Source organism: Rhizobium sp. AC44/96 (assembly GCF_001692185.1).
Taxonomy (GTDB): domain Bacteria; phylum Pseudomonadota; class Alphaproteobacteria; order Rhizobiales; family Rhizobiaceae; genus Rhizobium.
In genome coordinates, this window is the sequence record NZ_LXKO01000014.1 from 610,139 (window position 1) to 630,093 (window position 19,955).

A 19,955-nucleotide genomic window follows, 5' to 3' on the forward strand; every position below is an offset into this window, starting at 1 on the left:
GTTTCAGCCTTCCTGCGCGGCTGACGGCACAACCCAGAGCGGTCGCTCTTCACGCTTTGCGGAAATTGATGGCGTCGCGTCGGCCTCTGTTAGGAGCGCCGCGTCGCTTTCCTGCACGTCGACTTCGTAGCTATAGTCATAAAGCATCTCGCAGGCGCGCTCGTTTGCCTTGATCTTCGCCTCGGTCTCGCTGATGGCCGTGGCGATAGCCTTGACGCGTGCGCGCAACATCGAGCCGAGAATATCGGTCGCCGGCCTTTTTTCCAGGCGCTCCAGATGGTGCTCTATGCGTGACGAATGACGCTCAAGCTCGCGTTTGCTGAACCGGGCCTTACGCATTTCTTCCGACAGATCGGAACGCATGCGGGCCAGGGGGTCGAAGGAACCGGGCTCGCGCTCATCCAGCGTGAGTTCATTGACCAGCTTTTCAATGACGATGAGGGCCTGCAGGTCGACAGGGTCGGCAAGCTCGACATCGTAGCCGGTATCGTCGAAGACCTTCCGGCGAACGGGATCCAGCAAGAGCTCATAGGCTTTCTGGACACGGCCGAAGGCCGTCGTGTCGCCGCCGGAATCGGGATGCGTTGATTTGGCCCGACGCCGGTAGGCGGCCTTGATCTGTTCGTCGCTCGCGTCTCGCCGGACACCGAGAATCTCATAAGGATTGGTCACCATCCCTCCGCTGTTGTCGGACATCGCCGGGGCACCCGTGAAGGGCATTCGTCTATTGCCGTCTTTCTTCTAACATCACTAGGGCAGAGTTTGGACAAAAATGCACAAGGTTGTGTGAAACGAACTGTCTTTGGCGAATGCCGCAGAGTCCGGGCGCTTGGGGAGGATCCCGATGTGCATTCGGGGCGGATTATCTATATGCGCGAAATAATACATACCGCGTGGATCGCTTAATCGATATTATCGCCTTGCTCGCGTTGACGCATTTCGTCAAATCGAGTTCTATCCGCCACCTTCCTGCGCCGGCCGTGCCGGCGACGGGCCGAGGAGGAGGTGCGATGCGTATTATCAAGACCACGGCGGAGCTGCGCGATTGCCTTGCGGCCTTCCGGCGTGATGGGCGAACGGTCGGTTTCGTGCCGACGATGGGCTTCCTGCATGTCGGTCACATGGCGCTGGTTTCACGCGCCTCTGCCGAGAACGACGTGACCGTGGTTTCCATCTTCGTCAATCCACTTCAGTTCGGCGCGAACGAGGACCTAGCAAAATATCCGCGCGACCTCGCGCGCGATGCCGCCATGCTGGAAGAGGCAGGGGTCGACGTTCTCTTCGCACCCGGTGTGACGGAGATGTATCCGCAACCGATGCAAACCGTCGTCGATGTTCCGGAGATTGGTAGCGAGCTGGAAGGTGCCGTGCGCCCCGGGCATTTCGCCGGCGTGGCGACCGTCGTCACCAAGCTTTTCAATCTGGTTCAGCCCCAGGCAGCCTATTTCGGGGAAAAGGATTATCAGCAGGTCGCGCTCATCAAACGGATGGTCGAGGATCTGGCGCAGCCGGTCAGGGTAGTCGCCGTTGCCACCGTGCGCGAAGCCGATGGGCTCGCGTGTTCGTCGCGCAACGTCTATCTCAGCGAGCGCGAGCGCGCCGCCGCGGTCGTCGTGCCCAAGACGCTTGATGAAGCCGAGCGCCTGTACGCGGAAGGCTGCGATAATCCAGCCGAGCTGGAAGCCGCGCTGATGCGGTTCGTCGCGTCAGAGCCACTGGCTGTGGCCGAAGTCGTTGCCGTGCGCGATCCGGTAACGTTGAAGCCAATAGCATTTCTACAATCAGGGCCGGTGCTGGTGGCGCTCTTCATAAGGGTCGGGACCACGCGACTCCTCGACAACCGTGTGATCGGGCTCAAGACATCCAGCCAGACGAGGGCAGCATAATGAGCGCGCAAGGCAAAGAGAAGCGTCTGACAACGGCAACGATCCGAGCGATGAAAGGCGGCGAAAAGGTCGTTTGCCTCACCGCCTATACGACGCCGATTGCCCGCCTCCTCGATTCGCATTGCGATCTGTTGCTGGTCGGCGATTCCGTTGGCATGGTTCTTTACGGGATGGAGACGACGGTCGCCGTCACGCTCGAGATGATGATCGCACACGGAAAGGCCGTCATGCGTGGGGCAGCCCATGCCTGCGTGATGGTCGACTTGCCGTTTGGAACCTATCAGGAATCGAAGGAGCAGGCGTTTCGCAGCGCAGTCCGCATCATGCAGGAGAGCGGGTGCGACGGTGTTAAGCTCGAGGGTGGGGAAGAAATGGCCGAGACCATAGCCTTCCTGACGGCCCGGGGCATTCCCGTTTGCGGTCATGTCGGCTTGATGCCGCAGCTGGTCAACACGGCGGGTGGGTTCCGATCGCTCGGCCACTCGGAGCAGGAAGCCGACAAGATCCGCCGCGACGCGGTTGCCGTCGCCGAAGCGGGTGCCTTCGCCGTCGTCGTGGAAGGTACCGTCGAACCGCTTGCGCGCGAGATCACTGCCGCGCTCGCTGTGCCGACCATTGGTATTGGTGCGTCGCCTGCCTGCGACGGTCAGGTGCTCGTCTCCGATGACATGCTCGGGCTTTTCAACGATTTCAAGCCGCGCTTCGTCAAGCGTTTCGCCGATCTCAGCCCGCTCGTTTCACAGGCTGTCGCCAGCTATGCCGACGATGTCCGTGCTGGCCGCTTCCCGGCGCAGGAGCATACCTTCCAGGTTCGGCGGTGACCCTAGCTTGCCGAACCCCTATCGGCAGCTAGCCAGTCTGCCATGCCATGCGCGGCCGCTCGACCGGTCGCCATGCATGCCGTGAGGAGGTAGCCGCCAGTCGGCGCTTCCCAATCGATCATTTCGCCGGCAACGAATGTTCCGGGCAGGGCTGTCAGCATGTAGCGCGCGTCGATCTCTTCCCAGGCCACGCCACCGGCCGACGATATCGCCTCGGCGATCGGGCGCGGTCTGGCAACAGGGATCCGCAACGCCTTGATCAGCTGAGCCAGCCGCTGCGGGCTTTGCAGGTCCTCAGCGCTGCCGAGTTCGCGGAGCAGGTTTGCCTTGACGCCATCGAGGCCTGAGCCCTTACGAAGGCGGTTGGCAAAGCTCATCTTCGGATCGAGGCGAGCAAGATCGCGTTCGATCCGATCGATCGCTCGACCGGGCATCAGATCGATTTCCAAGCACATAGCTTGGCCGGCGGCCAGCCCATCGCGCAGCGCTGCGGAATGTGCGTAGATCAGGCTGCCTTCGATACCGTGCCGGCTGATCACAAACTCGCCGGGATACGTACCAGCGGCTGATCGCGCCGTCACCGATTTGACCGGCTGGCCGGCAAATCGGTCGCGGAAAAACGCGCTCCATTCGACATCAAAGCCACAATTGGCCGGCCGAAAATCGTGGATGGCTATTGCCCTGTCCTTGAGCCAGGGAATCCATTGACCATCGGAGCCGAGCCTTGGCCAGCTTTCTCCGCCAAGCGCCAGCAAGGCGGCGTCGCACTGGATTGTCTTAAGACCGTCAACGGATTCGATCGCGAAGGCATCTTGCGAAAATCCGATCCAGCGGTGCCTTGTCAGGATCTTCACGCCTTGGCCTTCAAGTCTCCTGAGCCAAGCACGTAGCAACGGTGAGGCTTTCATAGCCATCGGAAACACGCGGCCTGACGATCCGACAAACGTTTGTGTTCCCAATCCGTCGGCCCACTGCCGGATGTCTTCGGGCGTGAAGCCATCCAACGCAGCGCGAAGCCGCCGGTTGGCGGCACCGAAGCGCGTGACGAAGCGATCGTAGTCCTCGGAATGAGTGATGTTGAGCCCGGATTTTCCGGCCAGCAGGAACTTGCGGGCAACAGTCGGCATCGCTTCGTAGACTGTGACCGCATGACCAACGGCCGACAACACTTCGGCGGCCATGAGCCCCGCTGGCCCGCCGCCGATGATCGCGATCTCTTTCTGTGTCATGCCTTTACCCGTGCCGCTCTTGAGACTCTCTCATGGCCTGCACAGACTTCGTATGCAAGGCGCGTCGGATTAGGAGCAGGGGTCGAAGGGAATTTCACTGACGGCTGTAGCGCCGCTCCATGCTTGCAGCCCCGCACTTGGAGCGGGGAAGGACGTCATGGGCAAATCGGAGATCTAACGGAGGGATTGTGAGGACGAATGCCGATCCGGCCACGATTTCGTCCTCACTGATCGAGATCGCGACATGCGACCGCGCCTCGAGAGTGCTTTGGCCAAGCCAAGGCCGAAACAGAATCAATCCACCACGCGAGGCACGAATTTCGGCTTCGTAGGCGTTTCGGCCTCTTTCATTGCATCTTCGTGATACCAGCAGCTGTCATAAACGCAGGGGCCAATATCTTCTGCGATATCAGTCATTTGCCGCGTGCTGGCAGCAGCGAAGCGCTTGCCGGGGAACGCGTATATCGTCGCAGACTCGTGATGCACACCAGTAATCATGTCATGCCTCCTTGTGAGACCCGCATTTGAACGTTGAGGGCACAATAGCACAGCTGCACAGAGATTGCGCGATTTGATTGAAAAAAGTGCAATATTTGTTGGAATAATAGGCAGGGCACGGATGATTACGTTTATATCAGATTTTACTCACGTCCAAAGATTGATCAGGTGCCTAATATTTGATCTTTTTGCCAAAGGTGAGAAAAAATTCGCCGGCCCTTATCCGCTTCTCGACCGTCCGATCCGCGCTGCGGCATTCTCCCGAATGATGGTGTGTAACTGCTTGAGTCCGCTATGACTTCAGTGCCCCGCACTGCGGGCGCCCTTCACCCGGATTGTGACAGAAACCTCCTATGCGGGACAAGCCGCAACGATGGCATTTTCGAACTGGCACGCGATATGCATATCAATACGCATCCCCCGGCGGATGAGGAAGTTTCGGCCTCCACATCCGCCGGGATTTGCTGACACCTTTTGTTTTGAGAGACTCGCAAATGACCAAGTATAAGCTCGAGTACATCTGGCTCGATGGATACACCCCGGTACCGAACCTTCGTGGCAAGACGCAGGTCAAGGAATTTGCTGAATTCCCGACGCTCGAGCAGCTCCCGCTCTGGGGCTTCGATGGTTCGTCCACGATGCAGGCCGAAGGCCGCAGCTCTGATTGCGTACTGAAGCCCGTCGCGGTTTATCCGGACCCGGCTCGTACCAACGGCGTACTCGTCATGTGCGAAGTCATGATGCCCGATGGCGTCACCCCGCATCCGTCCAACGCGCGCGCCACCATCCTGGATGACGAAGGCACCTGGTTCGGCTTCGAGCAGGAATACTTCTTCTACCAGAACGGCCGTCCGCTCGGCTTCCCTGAGCAGGGCTACCCGGCTCCGCAGGGCCCGTACTACACCGGCGTTGGCTACTCCAACGTTGGCGACGTCGCTCGCGAAATCGTCGAAGAACACCTCGACCTGTGCCTCGCTGCCGGCATCAACCACGAAGGCATCAACGCCGAAGTGGCCAAGGGCCAGTGGGAATTCCAGATCTTCGGCAAGGGCTCCAAGAAGGCAGCCGACGAAATCTGGATGGCTCGCTACCTGCTGCAGCGCCTGACCGAAAAGTACGGCATCGACATCGAGTATCACTGCAAGCCGCTCGGCGACACCGACTGGAACGGTTCGGGCATGCACTGCAACTTCTCGACCAAGTACATGCGCGAAGTCGGCGGCAAGGAATATTTCGAAGCCCTGATGGCGCAGTTCGACAAGAACCTGCTCGACCACATCGCTGTTTACGGCCCTGACAACGACAAGCGCCTGACCGGCAAGCACGAGACGGCTCCGTGGAACAAGTTCTCCTACGGCGTTGCCGATCGTGGTGCATCGATCCGCGTCCCGCACTCGTTCATCAAGAACGACTACAAGGGCTATCTGGAAGATCGCCGCCCGAACTCGCAGGGCTGCCCTTACCAGATCGCTTCGCGCGTTCTGAAGACGATCGCGGAAGTGCCGCTGGCCGGCTCCGCTTCGGCTGCTGCCTAAGAATCGCTTCGCAATGTCTGATAACGCCGGTCGAAAGGCCGGCGTTACCTTTTTTCACCGTCCGGCCGGCGGTGGAAGAATGTCCTATCCTGGTACGTGATGGCTTGCGTGCACGACCAAAGGGCACTCAGCGGTTGAAAATTTCAACCGATTCTCCATAATCGTTTTGCGTTGATCTGGTTTGTCTCTATAGTCGCTTTGGATTAGCCAATAGCGAGTTGTCAGTGACACCGGCAGATCAGCAGAGCCGTCTTCTTCGGTTGCTTGGAAGGCCCGCGCTTTTCGCGCACGGCCAGGAAATTCCCTTGCCCGAGAAAGCCTATCCGCTGCTGGCATTGCTTGTTGCTTCTCCCGATCACAGCATGGATCGAGAAACACTTCGCGGCATTTTGTGGCAATCGGACGTGTCGAAGCAACGCGCCGGCAGTCTCCGGCAACTGTTGACCCGCCTGGATCGCAGCGTACCTGAAGAGCTGCCGCGTCTTGTCAGGGCGACCAATACTCACCTTGCCTTTGAGGTGGAGAGTTGGCCCGTCGACGTACAGCTGCTGTGCGACGCCCCGGCGCCACTTGAGCGGGGCGACTGGAGCCTGCTTCAGGGAGATTTCCTAGAGAGCTTCCGCGCGCCCACGATGGAAGCGGACGAATGGATCACCATGGAGCGTCGACGCGTGGCCGAGCGCCGCGACGCCCACATCGTCACGCTGCTTGAGATGCCGCAGAAGCGGACCCTGGCAGATGTCGTGATGCTTGCGGAGCTGCTTGTAAAGAGCGACCCTTCCCACGAGGTCGCCTGCCGCGCCCTGATGCGCGCCCACGCAGCGGCGGGTGATGGCGTGTCGGCACGACAGGCCTATTTCCGCTGCCGCAATGAGCTGAAGACCGAGTATGACACGGAACCCGATGCAGCGACGCAGGCCGTCGCGCGGGAACTCGGCATCATCGCCCCGGCCGCCTTTGCAGCCCAGGCGCCGGTTGTCGGGCACCAGCCCGGTGATCCGGTTGGGCAGCCGCGCGTTCTCATTCTCCCGCCAGAGACAATTTTGTCCGATCCGTTGCTCAACCGCGTCGGCCGCGCGCTGCTTGAAGATGTCACGATCAGCTTGAGCCAACAGCGCGGATTCAAGGTGATCGCCGCCCACACAAGCGTCGAGATCCTGCACCGCAGCCTTGCCGACGGCGCCATGCAACCGACGCCGCAGGAACTTCGCTTCGATTATACGGTCTACGTGACGATCCACGGCCGCGACGACGATATCTTCGCGAGCTGCCGGTTGACGAAAACCTCGACGGCTGAGGTCCTTTGGGCGATCGAGCTGCCGCTGGCCATGAACAAGGTGACTCAATCGTTCAGCCAGCTCGCGCGACGTATCGCCATGACACTCGCCGATACGATCGAGCGGCGCGAGCTCAGCGATATGATGAGCGACACCAATCCGTCAGCCTATCGTCTCTATCTGGAGGGCAAACGGCTCGTTTCGAAGACCGACCTGCAGCATCTGAGGCAAGCCCGGAAGTGGTTCAAATCCTCGCTTGCCCGCCATGACAGGTTCTCCTCGGCACATGCGGGAATGGCTCGCGTGCTGGGCATGGAGTGGCTGGTTCGCGGCATGAAGGACACGGACCTGCTGGAAGAGGCCGATCGATCCGCGTGGCTCGCTCGGGAGAGTGATCCGAACAGTGGCCGAGCGATGCGCGAACTGGGCTTCGTCGCCCTTTATCGCCGCCGCTTCGCCGATAGCCTCGACTTCTTCGCCGAAGCGCAGATGCTCAATCCGAACGATGCCGATATTCTGGCCGATCATGCCGATGCCCTGCTTCACGACGGCCAGAGCGATCGGGCGCTGGACCTCAGCCTGGCGGCACTCAAGCTCAATCCGCTGCCACCGGACTATTACTACTGGAACCTCGGCGGCATTCATTTCGTGCAGGAAAACTACCCGAAGGCAATCGAGGTGCTCGACCGCGTCAAGCATCGGCCGGCAACCTCCCGGCTGTTGGCCGCCGCCCATGCCAAGAACGGCGACCTGAAATCGGCGGCGCATTACGCCTCGATCGTGCTCGAAAATTTCCCCGATTTTCGCACGGACGATGTCTGGCGGTTCGTGCCAGATCGCAATCCCGAGGACACCCGCCAATTGATCGACGGGCTTCGAATGGCCGGACTGTCCTGAACTGTTACACCTAGGCCGCCAACACTCTCTCCAGGCGCTGATCTCAGTCACGCCGGAATAACGCCGCCTATGCATCTTGTCCCTGCCCGCAGCAAAAATGCTGCTTTCCGTAGGAGACAAGAGATGACCACCACCGAAATCAAGCCGGCTTCGTCTGCAGTTCGTCTTTCCGCCGCCGCACAGGCTGTTCTGAAGCAGGATTCCGTTCAGTTCGACACGAACGCAACGGCCAGCATCGTTCACGCCCTGAAGTTCCGTTGAGGTTCAAGCGAATGTCTGTCCAGATCGCACTTGAGCGCTTGGCGGGGGACCTCAGCCAATCAGCGACCGGAATCAATGCCTATAACGATCGCTCTTTGACGCCTGGACAGACATTCGCGGCGATCAAGCCGCATTTTGCCGAGTTGGGAATAACGCGGGTCGGCCTTTTGACGGCCCTCGACCTGCTCGACATTCCGGTCGCCTTTGCAACGCGGCCGAATAGCTACACGCTCTCAGTGTTCCAGGGAAAGGGCATCGACGAGGAAGCCGCGATGACCTCCGCCGCCATGGAGGCGGTCGAGACCCGCGTTGCCGAAATCCGTCCGGACGAGCTGATCGTGGCCACCTTGGCCAGCATGAAGGCCGAACGCGCGCCGATGATCGATCTCGATTCAGTCGCGCGGTGTGTTCCATCCGATATTGGCGATGCGCCGCTTGAGTGGTGCGAAGGGCTCGACATCGTTTCCAACCGCCCCGTCTTCGTGCCTTGGTCGCTGGTTGGTCTCGATCACCGCGGCACGCGCCCTTCCGGGTTCGAGCAATCCAGCGACGGTCTTGCCTCGGGGAACCGGCCGGCCGAAGCCGTGCTTCATGGCCTGTGTGAGCTCGTCGAGCGAGACGCCTGGGCTTTGACTCAGCTTCGACCCCACGAACACCTGCGTGGATCGCGGATCGATCCCGCGGCGTTCGGCGATCCGGTGCTCGACATCGTCGTCGATCGCATCACACGAGCCGGTATGCGGATCCTCCTGATCGACATGACGACCGATATCGGTGTTCCCAGCTACCTCGCGGTCATCATTCCTGACAATCTTGGCGATCGCGTCGACGCGCGCTGGACACAGGTTTGCGGCGGTTGCGGCTGCCATCCCGACCCCATCCGGGCGGCGCTCCGGGCCATCACCGAAGCGGCGCAGAGCCGATTGACGGCGATTGCCGGCAGCCGCGATGACTTTTCGCCTCGCCTTTACCAGAGGCTCGACGCCGACGGTCCGATGCAGCAGCTGATCAGCCTGTGCGATGAGAAGCCGGTTGCGCCCCGGTTCGATTTCGAGCCGACGTCACGCAGCATTCAGGAAAACATCCATCACATTCTCGAGCGCCTGCAGGCACGCGGGATCGAGCAGGTCGTGGCAGTACCCCTGGAGCACCCACGGCTGCCCGTAACTGTCGTGCGGATGATCGTTCCGGGCCTTGAGGTGGACGTGAGCGGCGAGTTCATCCAGCTCGGCCTGCGCGCCGTTGGAGCCATGCAGGGAGTCCAGCAATGAAAGTGATCTTCGCAGGCCCGAGCTTCGGAGCCGATATGTCCAAACTGCGCGCAGCCCACCCGTCGATCGAATTCCGAGGGCCCGCGGCGCGTGGCGACATCCTGCAGGCCGTACAGGACGGCGCCCGTGCGATCGGCATTGTTGACGGCTATTTCGGTGAAGTGCCCTCCGTTTGGCACAAGGAAATCCTCTACGCCCTGCAGAATAATGTCATCGTGGCCGGGGGCGCCAGCATGGGCGCCTTGCGCGCCGCCGAGTGTTCCGCCTTCGGCATGGTCGGGCTGGGCACGATCTATGAGGACTATGCGGACGGGCGATTGATCGACGACGAGGCAGTGGCGCTGGTCCACGCGCCCGAAGAGCTCGGCTGGCTGCCGCTGTCCATTCCGTGGGTCGATTATCTGCCCACCATCGAACGGCTGCATCGTGACGGCGCCCTGTCCGCAGGCGAGGCCAAGATGCTAGTGCTTGCCGGTCGTGCCTTGCACTTCTCCGAGCGGACCTATCCAAAGGCTATCGACGCCTGCAGCTTTACGGGCGAGGGGCGCGGCCGCGAGATACTGCGTCTCATTCGTTCGAATAAGGTCGAGCGCAAGCGCGCGGATGCCGAGTACGTTCTGCGTTACCTGCAGGATGCGGAACTGGGCGAGAAGGAACGCAGCTGGGGCTTTGCCGCAACCTCCCATTGGGAGACGTTGAGGGCGGAAGTCACGGGCGCGGTCACGCCTGTAACGCTCGAATAACGCTCTCGATGAATGATGACATCAGGACTGGAGCCCTCATGGCATCGGGGAAGGCGGCTATCATGAATGTTCACACGAATGACGAAGGCACAGGCAGCGAGTATGCGCGGATATTCCGCTTGCTATCGGCTGCCAAGGACGAAGCCGAAAAGCTCAAGCTGCGCAATCTGGCGCACCTTGCCAACATGGCTCTGCTACAGGTCGTCATCGATTGGGATGGCATCGATCCCGAACGAGAACTCGACGTCAATCTCGAGAAGCTGATCGGAACGAAGACAAAGATTGCCCTCAAGGATGCCAGCAAAAACCTGGTCCTTCTCGACTGCCACTAGAACGGAAGATTTCGCCGGTGAGGAGAAGCCGCGTTATTCGGCGGCTTCGCTTTCCTCGGTCTGCTCCATGCCGGCGATGGCCTGAACGAGCTTGACGATCTTTTTACGGATCTGTTCGTTCTTGATCGACAGGAAGGCAGCGTTCAAGAGAACGCCATCGCGAGAAACAACGAACTCTTCGCTCGGCGTAGGATTGTCGTTTGCCGTGCCGGGAGCCGACAGATCCTCGAAGAACGAGCGGACGTCAACATCCAGGGCGCCTGCGATCTCGACGAGCATGCTCGCCGAAACGCGGTTCGAGCCTTTTTCGTACTTCTGGATCTGCTGGAAGGTAACGCCGACGCGATCGCCAAGCTCGGTTTGAGAGACCTTGCGCATCAAGCGCTTGATGCGAATCGTCTTGCCGACGTGCACGTCCACCAGGTGAGGCCCATCTTTCATTGTCTTAATCCTTTCAACGCCGGTTGTGGCGCGACTATTATGCCATCAGACAACCTATCGAAGATATTTGAACGGATCAATTGTTCTCCTCCAATTTTGTTCGCCCCGAGGATGTGCCTGATCCAGCTGACATTCAGCTGAAGCAGAATTGTGCGAACCGTTTATTCTGCTAGTTTCGAAATCAACCGCAGATCGTCTTTTGTGTCTTTGTCGAATAGGGGCGCTCATGATTGCTCGGAAATGGCTTTGGATCGTCGTACTCGCTGTCGTGGCAGTTGCCGGGTATTACACGTGGCAGAAATTCGCCAATAGCGGCCTCCCGGATGGCATTGCCGCCGGGAACGGACGCATCGAGGCGACCGAGATCGACATCTCCACCAAGACGGCGGGTCGAATTCGTGAAATCGTGGTCAATGAGGGCGACTTTGTCACGGCTGGGCAGGTCCTCGCGCGGATGGATACCGAACAACTCGAGGCCCAGCGCCGCCAGGCCGAGGCGCAGCTTCGCCGTGCATCCATCGGCGTCGATACCGCGAACAGTCTGGTGAAGCAGCGCCAGGCGGAACAGGAAGCAGCGGCAGCATTGGTCGAGCAGCGGCAGGCAGAGGCTCATGCCGCAGAGATCAAGCTGGCCCGATCCGAGCAGCTTCAAAAAAACAATACGATCGCACAGCAGACGCTGGATGACGATCGTGCCGCCGAGCGCGGTGCACAGGCAGCCGTGGCGGCCGCACAGGCACAACTTGCCGCTGCTGACGCAGCCATTACTGCTTCCAAGGCCCAGGTGGTCGATGCCGAGGCTGCCGTCGACGCCGCAAAGGCTGCCATTGAAAGCATTGCCGCCGACATTACCGATAGCGTGCTCACATCGCCCCGCGACGGGCGGGTGCAGTACCGTGTGGCGCAGCCGGGCGAAGTCCTGGCGGCCGGCGGGCGCGTCCTGAACCTTGTCGATCTCAGCGATGTCTATATGACGTTCTTCCTGCCGACGGACCAGGCCGGCAGGGTTCCGCTGGGGGCGGACGTTCGGCTCGTTCTCGACGCCGCACCCAAATACATCATCCCTGCCAAGGCCACCTTCGTTGCCGATGTCGCTCAGTTCACGCCGAAGACCGTGGAAACAGCTGAAGAGCGCCAGAAGCTGATGTTTCGCGTGAAGGCGAGGATCCCCGCGGAACTGCTGCGGAAATACATCCAGCTGGTGAAGACGGGGCTGCCGGGCATGGCCTACGTGCAGCTTGATCCCAAGGCCGAATGGCCGGCCCATATCGCCGGACCGGTGGTCCAATGAGTGCCACGCCGCCTGTAGCGATCAAGCAGGCGGGTTTCGTGGCCCGCCTGGACGGGGTCGGCCTGGCCTATGGCAAGGTTCAGGCGCTCGACGCGATCAATCTCGAAATACCAGCCGATCGCATGGTGGGCTTCATCGGCCCGGATGGCGTTGGCAAGTCGAGCCTCCTGTCGATGATTGCAGGTGCCCGCGTAGTCCAGAAGGGACACGTCGAGGTGCTGGGTGGCGACATCGCCGATGCCACGCACCGGCGCACTACCTCGCCGCGCATCGCCTATATGCCGCAAGGTCTTGGCAAGAACCTCTATCCCACCCTCTCTGTCTTCGAAAACGTCGACTTTTTCGGCCGGCTGTTCGGGCAGGGCAGGGAGGAGCGCGAGCGGCGCATTGCCGGATTGCTCAAGGGAACCGGCCTCAGTGATTTTGCGGACAGACCAGCGGGAAAACTCTCCGGCGGCATGAAGCAGAAGCTCAGCCTGTGCTGCGCACTGATCCACGATCCGGATCTGCTGATCCTCGACGAGCCGACGACAGGTGTCGATCCGCTCTCTCGCCGACAGTTCTGGGAGCTGATCGACAATATCCGGCTCAGCCGGCCCGGCATGAGCGTCATCGTCGCGACGGCCTACATGGAGGAAGCCGCCCGCTTCGACTGGCTGGTGGCGATGGATGCGGGGAAAATCCTGGCGACGGGTACGCCTGCGGAACTGCTGACAAAGACGGCGACAACCAATCTCGACGCGGCCTTTGTCGCCTTGCTTCCGCAGGAGAAACGCCAGGGGCATACCGAGGTGATCATGCCGCCGCGATCGGTCGGCGACCGGGCGGAAATTGCCATCGAGGCCGAGCATCTGACCATGCGTTTCGGCAGCTACACGGCCGTCGACGATGTCAGCTTCCGCATCGAGCGCGGCGAAATCTTCGGCTTCCTGGGGTCGAACGGCTGCGGCAAGACGACGACAATGAAGATGCTGACCGGCCTTCTGCCCGCGAGCGAGGGCAAGGCGCGCATATTTGGCCACGAGGTCGATCCGAACGATCTCGAGGTGCGCCGTCGCGTCGGGTATATGTCGCAGGCTTTCTCGCTTTATACCGAGCTGACGGTGCGGCAGAACCTCGATCTCCATGCCCGGCTTTTCAGCATGGATCCGGCCGTCATCCCGGCGCGCATTGATGAGACCATGCGGCGTTTCGATCTCGCGGACGTGATGGAGGCCTTGCCCGACGCGCTGCCGCTCGGCATTCGCCAGCGCCTGTCGCTCGCGGTAGCGATGATCCACTCGCCAGATATCCTGATCCTCGACGAGCCGACATCGGGTGTCGACCCGGTGGCGCGCGACAATTTCTGGCAGATCCTCTCGGACCTGTCGCGCAAGGACAATGTAACGATCTTCGTCTCCACACACTTCATGAACGAGGCAGCGCTCTGCGATCGCATATCGCTGATGCATGCCGGCAAGGTGCTGATCAGCGACACGCCCGCGGCGATCGTCGAAAAGCGGTCGGCGGCAACGCTAGAGGAGGCGTTCGTCGCCTATCTCGAGGATGCCATCGGAACGAAGGATGCCGCGCCACCTGATCTCACCGTCGCTGACAGCACCGAAATTGCTTCGCCCGGCAGCCGTCGCAGGCAGTTCTTCGATTTCCGCAGAATGTTCGCCTATACGAGGCGTGAAGCGCTGGAACTGCAGCGCGACCCCATCCGCGCCACCCTGGCCATCGTCGGCAGCGTCATCCTGATGTTCGTCATCGGTTACGGCATCAACATGGATGTGGAGAATCTCTCCTTTGCCGTCCTGGATCGCGACGACACCTCGATCAGCCAGGACTATGTGACGCAGATCTCGGGATCGCGATACTTCGAGGAGAAATCGCCGATCCTCGACTACACCGATATGGATCGGCGCATGCGCGCAGGAGAACTGGCGCTTGCCATCGAGATTCCGCCGGGCTTCGGTCGGGACGTCTCACGCGGTCGCAGCGTCGAGGTTGGTGCGTGGATCGATGGCGCAATGCCGAGCCGGGCGGAGACCGTGCGCGGCTACGTGCAGGGGATGCATTCGGAATGGCTGGCGAAGAAGGCCCAGCAAATTCAGGGCTCCGCAGCCGCTAGCGGCAATTTCCAACTCGATATCCGCTACAGGTATAATCCCGATGTCCAGAGCCTGGTGGCGATGGTGCCCGGTGTCATTCCGCTGCTTCTGCTGATCATTCCCGCCATGCTCGCGGCACTGAGCGTGGTGCGGGAAAAAGAGCTCGGTTCGATCATCAATTTCTACGTGACGCCGGTGACCCGCGTCGAATTCTTGTTCGGCAAGCAGCTTCCCTACATTGCATTGGCCATGCTGAATTTCGTCATGCTGACGGCCTTTGCGGTATTCATCTTCCGCGTCCCGTTTACCGGCAGCCTATTGACCTACACGCTGGCGGCCCTGCTTTACGTGACGGTGACGACAAGTATCGGCCTTGTCATCTCCGCCTTCATGGCGAGCCAGATCGCCGCCATCTTCGGAACGGCGCTGATCACTATGATCCCGGCGGTGCAATATTCCGGATTGATCGATCCCGTCTCGGCGCTTGAAGGTGCTGGCGCGATCATTGGCAAGATCTACCCGGCTTCCTACTTCGTGACGATCTCGCGCGGCACCTTCTCAAAGGCGCTCGATTTCAGCGATCTCGCCGGATCATTCATTCCCTTGATTATCGCCATACCGGTGCTGCTCACGCTGGGCGCGCTTCTCTTGAAGAAACAGGCGGATTGACGATGAGGTTATCCAGCGTTTACCGGCTTGGAGTGAAGGAGCTTTGGGGGCTGGTGCGCGATCCCATGCTCCTCATCCTCATCGTCTACGCCTTCACGCTTTCGATCTACACATCCTCGAAATCGGCACCGGAAACGCTCAACCGCGCCGCGATCTCGATCGTCGACGAGGACCAGTCGCCGATTTCCTCGCGCATCATCACCGCATTCTATCCGCCCTATTTCGTCGTCCCCCGCCTGATCACGCTATCCGAGGTGGACAAGCGGATGGATGCAGGCCTCGATACGTTCGCGCTCGACATTCCACCGAATTTCCAGCGTGACGTGCTCGCCGGTCGATCCCCTTCGATCCAGTTGAATGTCGATGCGACGCGCATCTCCCAGGCGTTCACCGGCAGCGGCTATGTGCAGTCGATCGTCGCTGGCGAGGTCAACGAGTTCGTCAACCGCTATCGCGGGGAGACCCCCGTACCAGTCGATCTCGCCCTGCGGGCACGGTTCAATCCGCAGCTCGACAAGGGCTGGTTCAGTTCGATCAACAACCTGATCTCGTCGATCACGATGCTGTCGATCATCCTGACCGGGGCAGCACTCATCCGCGAACGGGAACATGGAACGATCGAGCATTTGCTCGTCATGCCGGTAACGCCGCTTGAGATCATGCTGAGCAAGATCTGGTCGATGGGCCTGGTGGTGGTCGGCGCCTCGCTCTTTTCGCTGATTGTCGTCATTCAGGGGCTGCTGGAGGTGCCGATCGAAGGGTCGTTCACGCTCTTTGCGATCGGCACGATCCTTGATGTGTTTGCCATGACCTGCATGGGGATCTTCCTGGCAACAGTGGCGGGCTCAATGCCGCAATTCGGCCTGTTGCTGATGCTCGTGCTGATCCCGCTGCAGATGCTTTCCGGCGGGACGACGCCGCGCGAGAGCATGCCTGCGATTATCCAGCATATCATGCTCGCGGCGCCGAACACGCATTTCGTCATCCTGTCGCAGGCGGTCCTGTTTCGGGCAGCAGGCTTCAGTGTCGTGTGGCCGCAGCTGGCGGCGCTACTCGGCATCGGCGCCATTTTCTTCCATTTTTCTTTGCGCCGTTTCCGCCAGTTCCTGCGGTAGATCGTCGGGAATCGCCTGAAGTCAGTTGGTTGGTGCACGGCCACACTTTTGCGTGGCCGCCGCCTGTGTCAGAGATTGTCTGTTCGACACAAACAGGATTCGCAGCTTCCTTGACGATTGGATTTGCACACGCCGAATTGATTGCAGTACTGGCCGCCGTCACTGGCGGCGAGCCACGGGTCATGACCATCCGTTCGGGTGACGCCCTGCCGTCGGGTCCGTTCGAGATGGGGCACCGCACGCTCCAGAGCGGGCTCAGAGAATGGGTGCAGGAGCAGACGGCCCATCCTGTCGGCTACCTCGAGCAGCTCTATACATTCGCCGACCGTGATCGGAACAACGAGATCCTCGGCGGGCGGACGATTTCGATCAGCTACCTCGGCCTCGTGCGCGAACAGGCTGCCCCAGGCGCCGGCCGGCCGGGCTGGCATGGCTGGTACGAATATTTTCCATGGGAAGACCGGCGCGCCGGCGCACCGGCGATCCTGGAGGAGCTTTCAGCGCGCCTAGAGGCGTGGGCGCAAAATGATCCGACACGGCGCGACGGACGCCTGCGCCGCGCCGCCTTTGCATTCGGGTTCGGCGAGGCCGGCTGGAACGAGGATCTCGTGCTGCAACGCTACGAGCTGCTTTATGAGGCGGGAATTGTGGCCGAGGCCGGAGCGACGCCCGCGCTCAACCCCGGCCGGGCAATGTTTGCCGATCACCGGCGCATTCTCGCCACCGGCATTGCGAGATTGCGCGCCAAGATCAAGTACCGCCCCGTCGTCTTCGAGTTGATGCCGGATAGCTTCACGCTGCTGCAGCTGCAACGGACCGTCGAAGCCCTTGCCGGCCTGACGCTGCACAAGCAGAACTTTCGCCGCCTGGTCGAGTTGCAGGAGCTGGTCGAGGAAACCGGCGAAACCGAAAGCGAGACCGGCGGGCGACCCGCCAAGCTGTTTCGCTATCGTCGCGCGGTTCTCGAGGAACGCGCTCTGGCCGGATCGAAATTGCCGCTCTCCCGCAATTGACATATGCTCATAACGAGAATATCTATTTGCCGATAATATACTCAAATCGAGTATAAATAGGAGTCGGCCATGAACCATCCCGTTTCCGCATCCTCGCTCTACGAGCGGGTCAGCCGCGTCATTCCGAAGGCGGAGTGGATGTCCTTCGAGGAAGATGTGAATGCGATCCTCCGGCTGAAGCGCGAGCGCAACGCCGTCATCCTCGCTCACAACTACCAGACACCGGAAATCTTCCATGGGGTGGCCGATATCGTCGGCGACAGTCTGGCTCTGGCGCGTAAGGCAATCGAGGTCGATGCGGATGTGATCGTCCTTGCCGGCGTGCATTTCATGGCCGAGACGGCAAAGCTTCTCAATCCCGGCAAGACGGTTCTCATACCCGACATGGGGGCAGGCTGTTCGCTGGCGGATTCGATCACGCCGGATGATGTCGCGCTTTTGCGCCAGACCCATCCCGGTGTGCCTATCATTACCTACGTCAACACCTCGGCAGCCGTGAAGGCTGCATCCGACATCTGCTGCACGTCAGGCAACGCCAAGCAGGTTGTCGAGTCGCTCGGCGTGCCACGGGTGCTGATGATCCCGGACGAATATCTCGCGCGCAACGTCGCCCGGGAAACCAACGTCGAGATTCTCGCATGGCACGGCCACTGCGAAGTGCATGAACTCTTCACCGCCGCCGACGTTCGCCAGCTGCGTGAGAACCATCCCGGCGTGCTGGTGCTTGCGCATCCCGAGTGTCCGCCGGATGTCGTAGCGGAAGCCGATTTCGCCGGCTCGACCGCTGTGATGTCCGACTACGTCGCCAACAGGAAGCCGGCACGCGTGGTGCTCCTGACCGAATGCTCGATGAGCGACAACGTCGCCGTTCACCATCCAGATGTCGAATTCATCCGTCCCTGCAATCTCTGCCCTCACATGAAGCGTATTACGCTTTCGAACATCCGCACGGCGCTGGAAGAGAACCGGCACGAAGTCACGGTTGATCCCGCTGTCGCGGTCGCCGCGCGTCGGGCCGTCGAGCGGATGCTGGCGATATGACCGTCACCCTTGGCGAGTTTGCCGACCATGTAGTGATTGTCGGCAGCGGCCTGGCGGGGCTGATGACCGCGTTGACGCTGGCGCCGCAGCCCGTCGTTATCGTGACCCGCGCAGCACTCGGCGCCGAAAGCTCGAGCGCGTGGGCGCAGGGTGGCATCGCCGCGGCGCTTGGTGCCGATGACAGCACCGGTCTGCATCTGGCAGATACGCTCGCGGCGGGCGACGGCCTCTGCGATGCGCAGGCGGCAGCCGCCATTGTTGCCGAGGGGCCGGCTGTGATTGCGGCGCTGGAGCGGGAAGGCGTGGACTTCGATCGCGCCGCGAACGGGCAGCGGGCGCTGGGGCTCGAAGCCGCCCACTCACGCCGCCGGATCGTTCATTCCGCGGGCGACGGATCGGGCGCCGCGATCGTAAACGCCCTCGTGCGCGCCGTTTCCACTACCCCCTCGATCAAGATACTGGAAGGGGCGGAAGCGCGGGCAATCCTGATGGGCGACGAGGCCGTGGCTGGCCTACTCCTGTCTGTCGGCGGAAACAGCGCAGTGATCCGGACCTCCAAGGTTGTTCTCGCGACCGGTGGCCTCGGCGGCCTTTACGACGCAACGACAAACCCCGTTTTGAACGTCGGCCAGGGAATAGCGCTGGCGGCACGGGCAGGAGCGATGCTGGCCGACATGGAGTTCGTGCAATTCCATCCGACGGGTCTCGATTCCGCGCGCCGGCCGCTGGCGCTGATCAGCGAGGCGGTGCGGGGCGAGGGGGCATTGCTCGTCAATGATCGCGGCGATCGCTTCATGGCGGATGTAGCGGGCGCCGAACTTGCCCCGCGCGATGTCGTTGCGCGGGCAATCAGCGCCGAACTGTCGCAAGGCCGGCGTGTCTATCTCGATGCCCGACAGGCGCTGGGGAGCCGTTTTGCCTCACGCTTCCCGACCATTCATCAAATCTGCCGGGTCGCGGCGATCGATCCGGGCCGCGACCTCATTCCCGTGCGCCCGGCCGCCCATTATCATATGGGTGGCGTGGCAACGGATCTCAGAGCGCGGAGTTCCGTGGCCGGCCTCTGGGTCGTTGGCGAAGCCGCATCTACCGGCCTCCACGGTGCTAATCGGCTTGCCAGCAACTCCCTGCTGGAAGCTGCCGTCATGGGCCTGCGCGCTGGCGAGGATATCGCCGGCGTGATCTCGCGACCCACGGCCGTCAGTGTTTCATGCGATCATCACCTGAAGCCCGCCGCGGACATTGCTGCGGTTCGTTCTATCGTCTCGCGCCAACTCGGCGTGTTGCGCAGTGCCGGCGGTCTCCAAGCGGCCGTTACCGCCCTGCTGCCGTTGGCCGAGAGTGCTGGGATGCGTTCGGATCCCGCCATCGTGGCGCTTCTGATCGCGGTATCGGCGATGCTGCGGACAGAATCGCGCGGAGCCCACGCCCGCACCGATTTCCCGCTGAAGCACGAGAGCGCCGAAAGGCGGCGTCTGACGCTTTCGGATGCGCTCGACATTGCGCGTGCGACAACCCATTCATTTGCCCGGAGTGCCTGAG

Annotated in this window: 18 protein-coding genes; 14 read left to right on the forward strand and 4 right to left on the reverse strand. The window is 61.1% G+C overall.

Annotation, left to right across the window (positions count from 1 at the left end; translation table 11 throughout):
• Positions 1-3: 3 nt before the first annotated feature.
• Positions 4-672 carry a J domain-containing protein gene (locus tag A6U87_RS15360; protein ID WP_065692249.1) on the reverse strand — a complete coding sequence of 223 codons (669 nt, stop codon included), beginning with the start codon at positions 670-672 and terminating at the stop codon, positions 4-6.
• A 338-nt stretch (positions 673-1,010) separates the two neighbouring features.
• Here A6U87_RS15360 and panC point away from each other — a divergent pair, with 338 nt between their 5' ends.
• Together panC and panB are read left to right on the forward strand one after the other, a co-directional pair.
• Positions 1,011-1,886 carry a pantoate--beta-alanine ligase gene (panC, locus tag A6U87_RS15365; protein ID WP_065692099.1) on the forward strand — a complete coding sequence of 292 codons (876 nt, stop codon included), beginning with the start codon at positions 1,011-1,013 and terminating at the stop codon, positions 1,884-1,886.
• Positions 1,886-2,707: a 3-methyl-2-oxobutanoate hydroxymethyltransferase gene (panB, locus tag A6U87_RS15370; protein WP_065692100.1), complete on the forward strand. Its 822-nt coding sequence runs from the start codon at positions 1,886-1,888 to the stop codon at positions 2,705-2,707. The genes panC and panB overlap by 1 nt, the downstream gene beginning before the upstream one ends.
• Before the next feature lie 2 nt (positions 2,708-2,709).
• Here panB and A6U87_RS15375 read toward each other — a convergent pair whose 3' ends face one another.
• Positions 2,710-3,936, reverse strand: coding sequence for a TIGR03862 family flavoprotein (locus tag A6U87_RS15375; protein ID WP_065692101.1), 1,227 nt, complete (start codon positions 3,934-3,936; stop codon positions 2,710-2,712).
• Between the two features lie 294 nt (positions 3,937-4,230).
• Entirely contained in the window at positions 4,231-4,434 is a 204-nt protein-coding gene (locus A6U87_RS15380) for a DUF2735 domain-containing protein (protein WP_065692102.1), read from the reverse strand.
• Between the two features lie 494 nt (positions 4,435-4,928).
• Between A6U87_RS15380 and A6U87_RS15385 the strand changes: the two genes are divergently transcribed.
• The 6 genes from A6U87_RS15385 (at position 4,929) to A6U87_RS15405 (ending at position 10,750) form a co-directional block, all read left to right on the forward strand.
• Entirely contained in the window at positions 4,929-5,969 is a 1,041-nt protein-coding gene (locus A6U87_RS15385) for a glutamine synthetase beta-grasp domain-containing protein (protein WP_065692103.1), read from the forward strand.
• A gap of 260 nt (positions 5,970-6,229) precedes the next feature.
• Positions 6,230-8,143 carry a BTAD domain-containing putative transcriptional regulator gene (locus A6U87_RS15390; RefSeq protein ID WP_083199430.1) on the forward strand — a complete coding sequence of 638 codons (1,914 nt, stop codon included), beginning with the start codon at positions 6,230-6,232 and terminating at the stop codon, positions 8,141-8,143.
• A 123-nt stretch (positions 8,144-8,266) separates the two neighbouring features.
• The gene (locus tag A6U87_RS30135) at positions 8,267-8,404 is read left to right on the forward strand and encodes a hypothetical protein (RefSeq protein WP_198928712.1); all 138 of its coding nucleotides are present in this window, start codon (positions 8,267-8,269) and stop codon (positions 8,402-8,404) included.
• 11 nt (positions 8,405-8,415) lie between these two features.
• Entirely contained in the window at positions 8,416-9,675 is a 1,260-nt protein-coding gene (locus A6U87_RS15395; RefSeq protein ID WP_065692105.1) for a YcaO-like family protein, read from the forward strand.
• The gene (locus A6U87_RS15400; RefSeq protein WP_065692106.1) at positions 9,672-10,418 is read left to right on the forward strand and encodes a TfuA-like protein; all 747 of its coding nucleotides are present in this window, start codon (positions 9,672-9,674) and stop codon (positions 10,416-10,418) included. Before A6U87_RS15395 ends, A6U87_RS15400 begins: the two co-directional genes overlap by 4 nt.
• A gap of 62 nt (positions 10,419-10,480) precedes the next feature.
• The gene (locus A6U87_RS15405; RefSeq protein ID WP_065692250.1) at positions 10,481-10,750 is read left to right on the forward strand and encodes a hypothetical protein; all 270 of its coding nucleotides are present in this window, start codon (positions 10,481-10,483) and stop codon (positions 10,748-10,750) included.
• Positions 10,751-10,783: 33 nt separating this feature from the next.
• Here A6U87_RS15405 and A6U87_RS15410 read toward each other — a convergent pair whose 3' ends face one another.
• Positions 10,784-11,191, reverse strand: a complete 408-nt coding sequence (locus A6U87_RS15410; RefSeq protein ID WP_065692107.1) for a helix-turn-helix domain-containing protein — start codon at positions 11,189-11,191, stop codon at positions 10,784-10,786.
• A 226-nt stretch (positions 11,192-11,417) separates the two neighbouring features.
• On the opposite strand from A6U87_RS15410, the gene A6U87_RS15415 reads away from it, so the two are divergent.
• From A6U87_RS15415 to A6U87_RS15440, 6 genes are all read left to right on the forward strand, one after another.
• Positions 11,418-12,482: an HlyD family secretion protein gene (locus A6U87_RS15415; RefSeq protein ID WP_065692108.1), complete on the forward strand. Its 1,065-nt coding sequence runs from the start codon at positions 11,418-11,420 to the stop codon at positions 12,480-12,482.
• Entirely contained in the window at positions 12,479-15,244 is a 2,766-nt protein-coding gene (gene rbbA, locus A6U87_RS15420; RefSeq protein ID WP_065692109.1) for a ribosome-associated ATPase/putative transporter RbbA, read from the forward strand. Before A6U87_RS15415 ends, rbbA begins: the two co-directional genes overlap by 4 nt.
• A gap of 2 nt (positions 15,245-15,246) precedes the next feature.
• Positions 15,247-16,359, forward strand: a complete 1,113-nt coding sequence (locus tag A6U87_RS15425) for an ABC transporter permease (RefSeq protein ID WP_065692110.1) — start codon at positions 15,247-15,249, stop codon at positions 16,357-16,359.
• Between the two features lie 110 nt (positions 16,360-16,469).
• Positions 16,470-17,372 (forward strand): hypothetical protein, encoded by a 903-nt coding sequence (locus A6U87_RS15430; protein WP_065692111.1) that lies wholly within the window; start codon positions 16,470-16,472, stop codon positions 17,370-17,372.
• Positions 17,373-17,441: 69 nt separating this feature from the next.
• A complete protein-coding gene (gene nadA / locus A6U87_RS15435) occupies positions 17,442-18,413 on the forward strand; it encodes a quinolinate synthase NadA (protein ID WP_065692112.1) in 972 nt (323 codons plus the stop codon).
• Complete coding sequence (locus tag A6U87_RS15440) at positions 18,410-19,954, forward strand: L-aspartate oxidase (protein WP_065692113.1); 1,545 nt, start codon at positions 18,410-18,412, stop codon at positions 19,952-19,954. Before nadA ends, A6U87_RS15440 begins: the two co-directional genes overlap by 4 nt.
• Position 19,955 lies beyond the last annotated feature (1 nt).

Bases quoted from the DNA above. Each gene is read 5' to 3' on its own strand.
- panC (WP_065692099.1), top strand. From the start codon at position 1,011: ATGCGTATTATCAAGACCACGGCGGAGCTGCGCGATTGCCTTGCGGCC.
- panB (WP_065692100.1), top strand. From the start codon at position 1,886: ATGAGCGCGCAAGGCAAAGAGAAGCGTCTGACAACGGCAACGATCCGA.
- A6U87_RS15375 (WP_065692101.1), bottom strand. From the start codon at position 3,936: ATGACACAGAAAGAGATCGCGATCATCGGCGGCGGGCCAGCGGGGCTC.
- A6U87_RS15380 (WP_065692102.1), bottom strand. From the start codon at position 4,434: ATGATTACTGGTGTGCATCACGAGTCTGCGACGATATACGCGTTCCCC.
- A6U87_RS15385 (WP_065692103.1), top strand. From the start codon at position 4,929: ATGACCAAGTATAAGCTCGAGTACATCTGGCTCGATGGATACACCCCG.
- A6U87_RS30135 (WP_198928712.1), top strand. From the start codon at position 8,267: ATGACCACCACCGAAATCAAGCCGGCTTCGTCTGCAGTTCGTCTTTCC.
- A6U87_RS15395 (WP_065692105.1), top strand. From the start codon at position 8,416: ATGTCTGTCCAGATCGCACTTGAGCGCTTGGCGGGGGACCTCAGCCAA.
- A6U87_RS15400 (WP_065692106.1), top strand. From the start codon at position 9,672: ATGAAAGTGATCTTCGCAGGCCCGAGCTTCGGAGCCGATATGTCCAAA.
- A6U87_RS15405 (WP_065692250.1), top strand. From the start codon at position 10,481: ATGAATGTTCACACGAATGACGAAGGCACAGGCAGCGAGTATGCGCGG.
- A6U87_RS15410 (WP_065692107.1), bottom strand. From the start codon at position 11,191: ATGAAAGATGGGCCTCACCTGGTGGACGTGCACGTCGGCAAGACGATT.
- A6U87_RS15415 (WP_065692108.1), top strand. From the start codon at position 11,418: ATGATTGCTCGGAAATGGCTTTGGATCGTCGTACTCGCTGTCGTGGCA.
- rbbA (WP_065692109.1), top strand. From the start codon at position 12,479: ATGAGTGCCACGCCGCCTGTAGCGATCAAGCAGGCGGGTTTCGTGGCC.
- A6U87_RS15425 (WP_065692110.1), top strand. From the start codon at position 15,247: ATGAGGTTATCCAGCGTTTACCGGCTTGGAGTGAAGGAGCTTTGGGGG.
- nadA (WP_065692112.1), top strand. From the start codon at position 17,442: ATGAACCATCCCGTTTCCGCATCCTCGCTCTACGAGCGGGTCAGCCGC.
- A6U87_RS15440 (WP_065692113.1), top strand. From the start codon at position 18,410: ATGACCGTCACCCTTGGCGAGTTTGCCGACCATGTAGTGATTGTCGGC.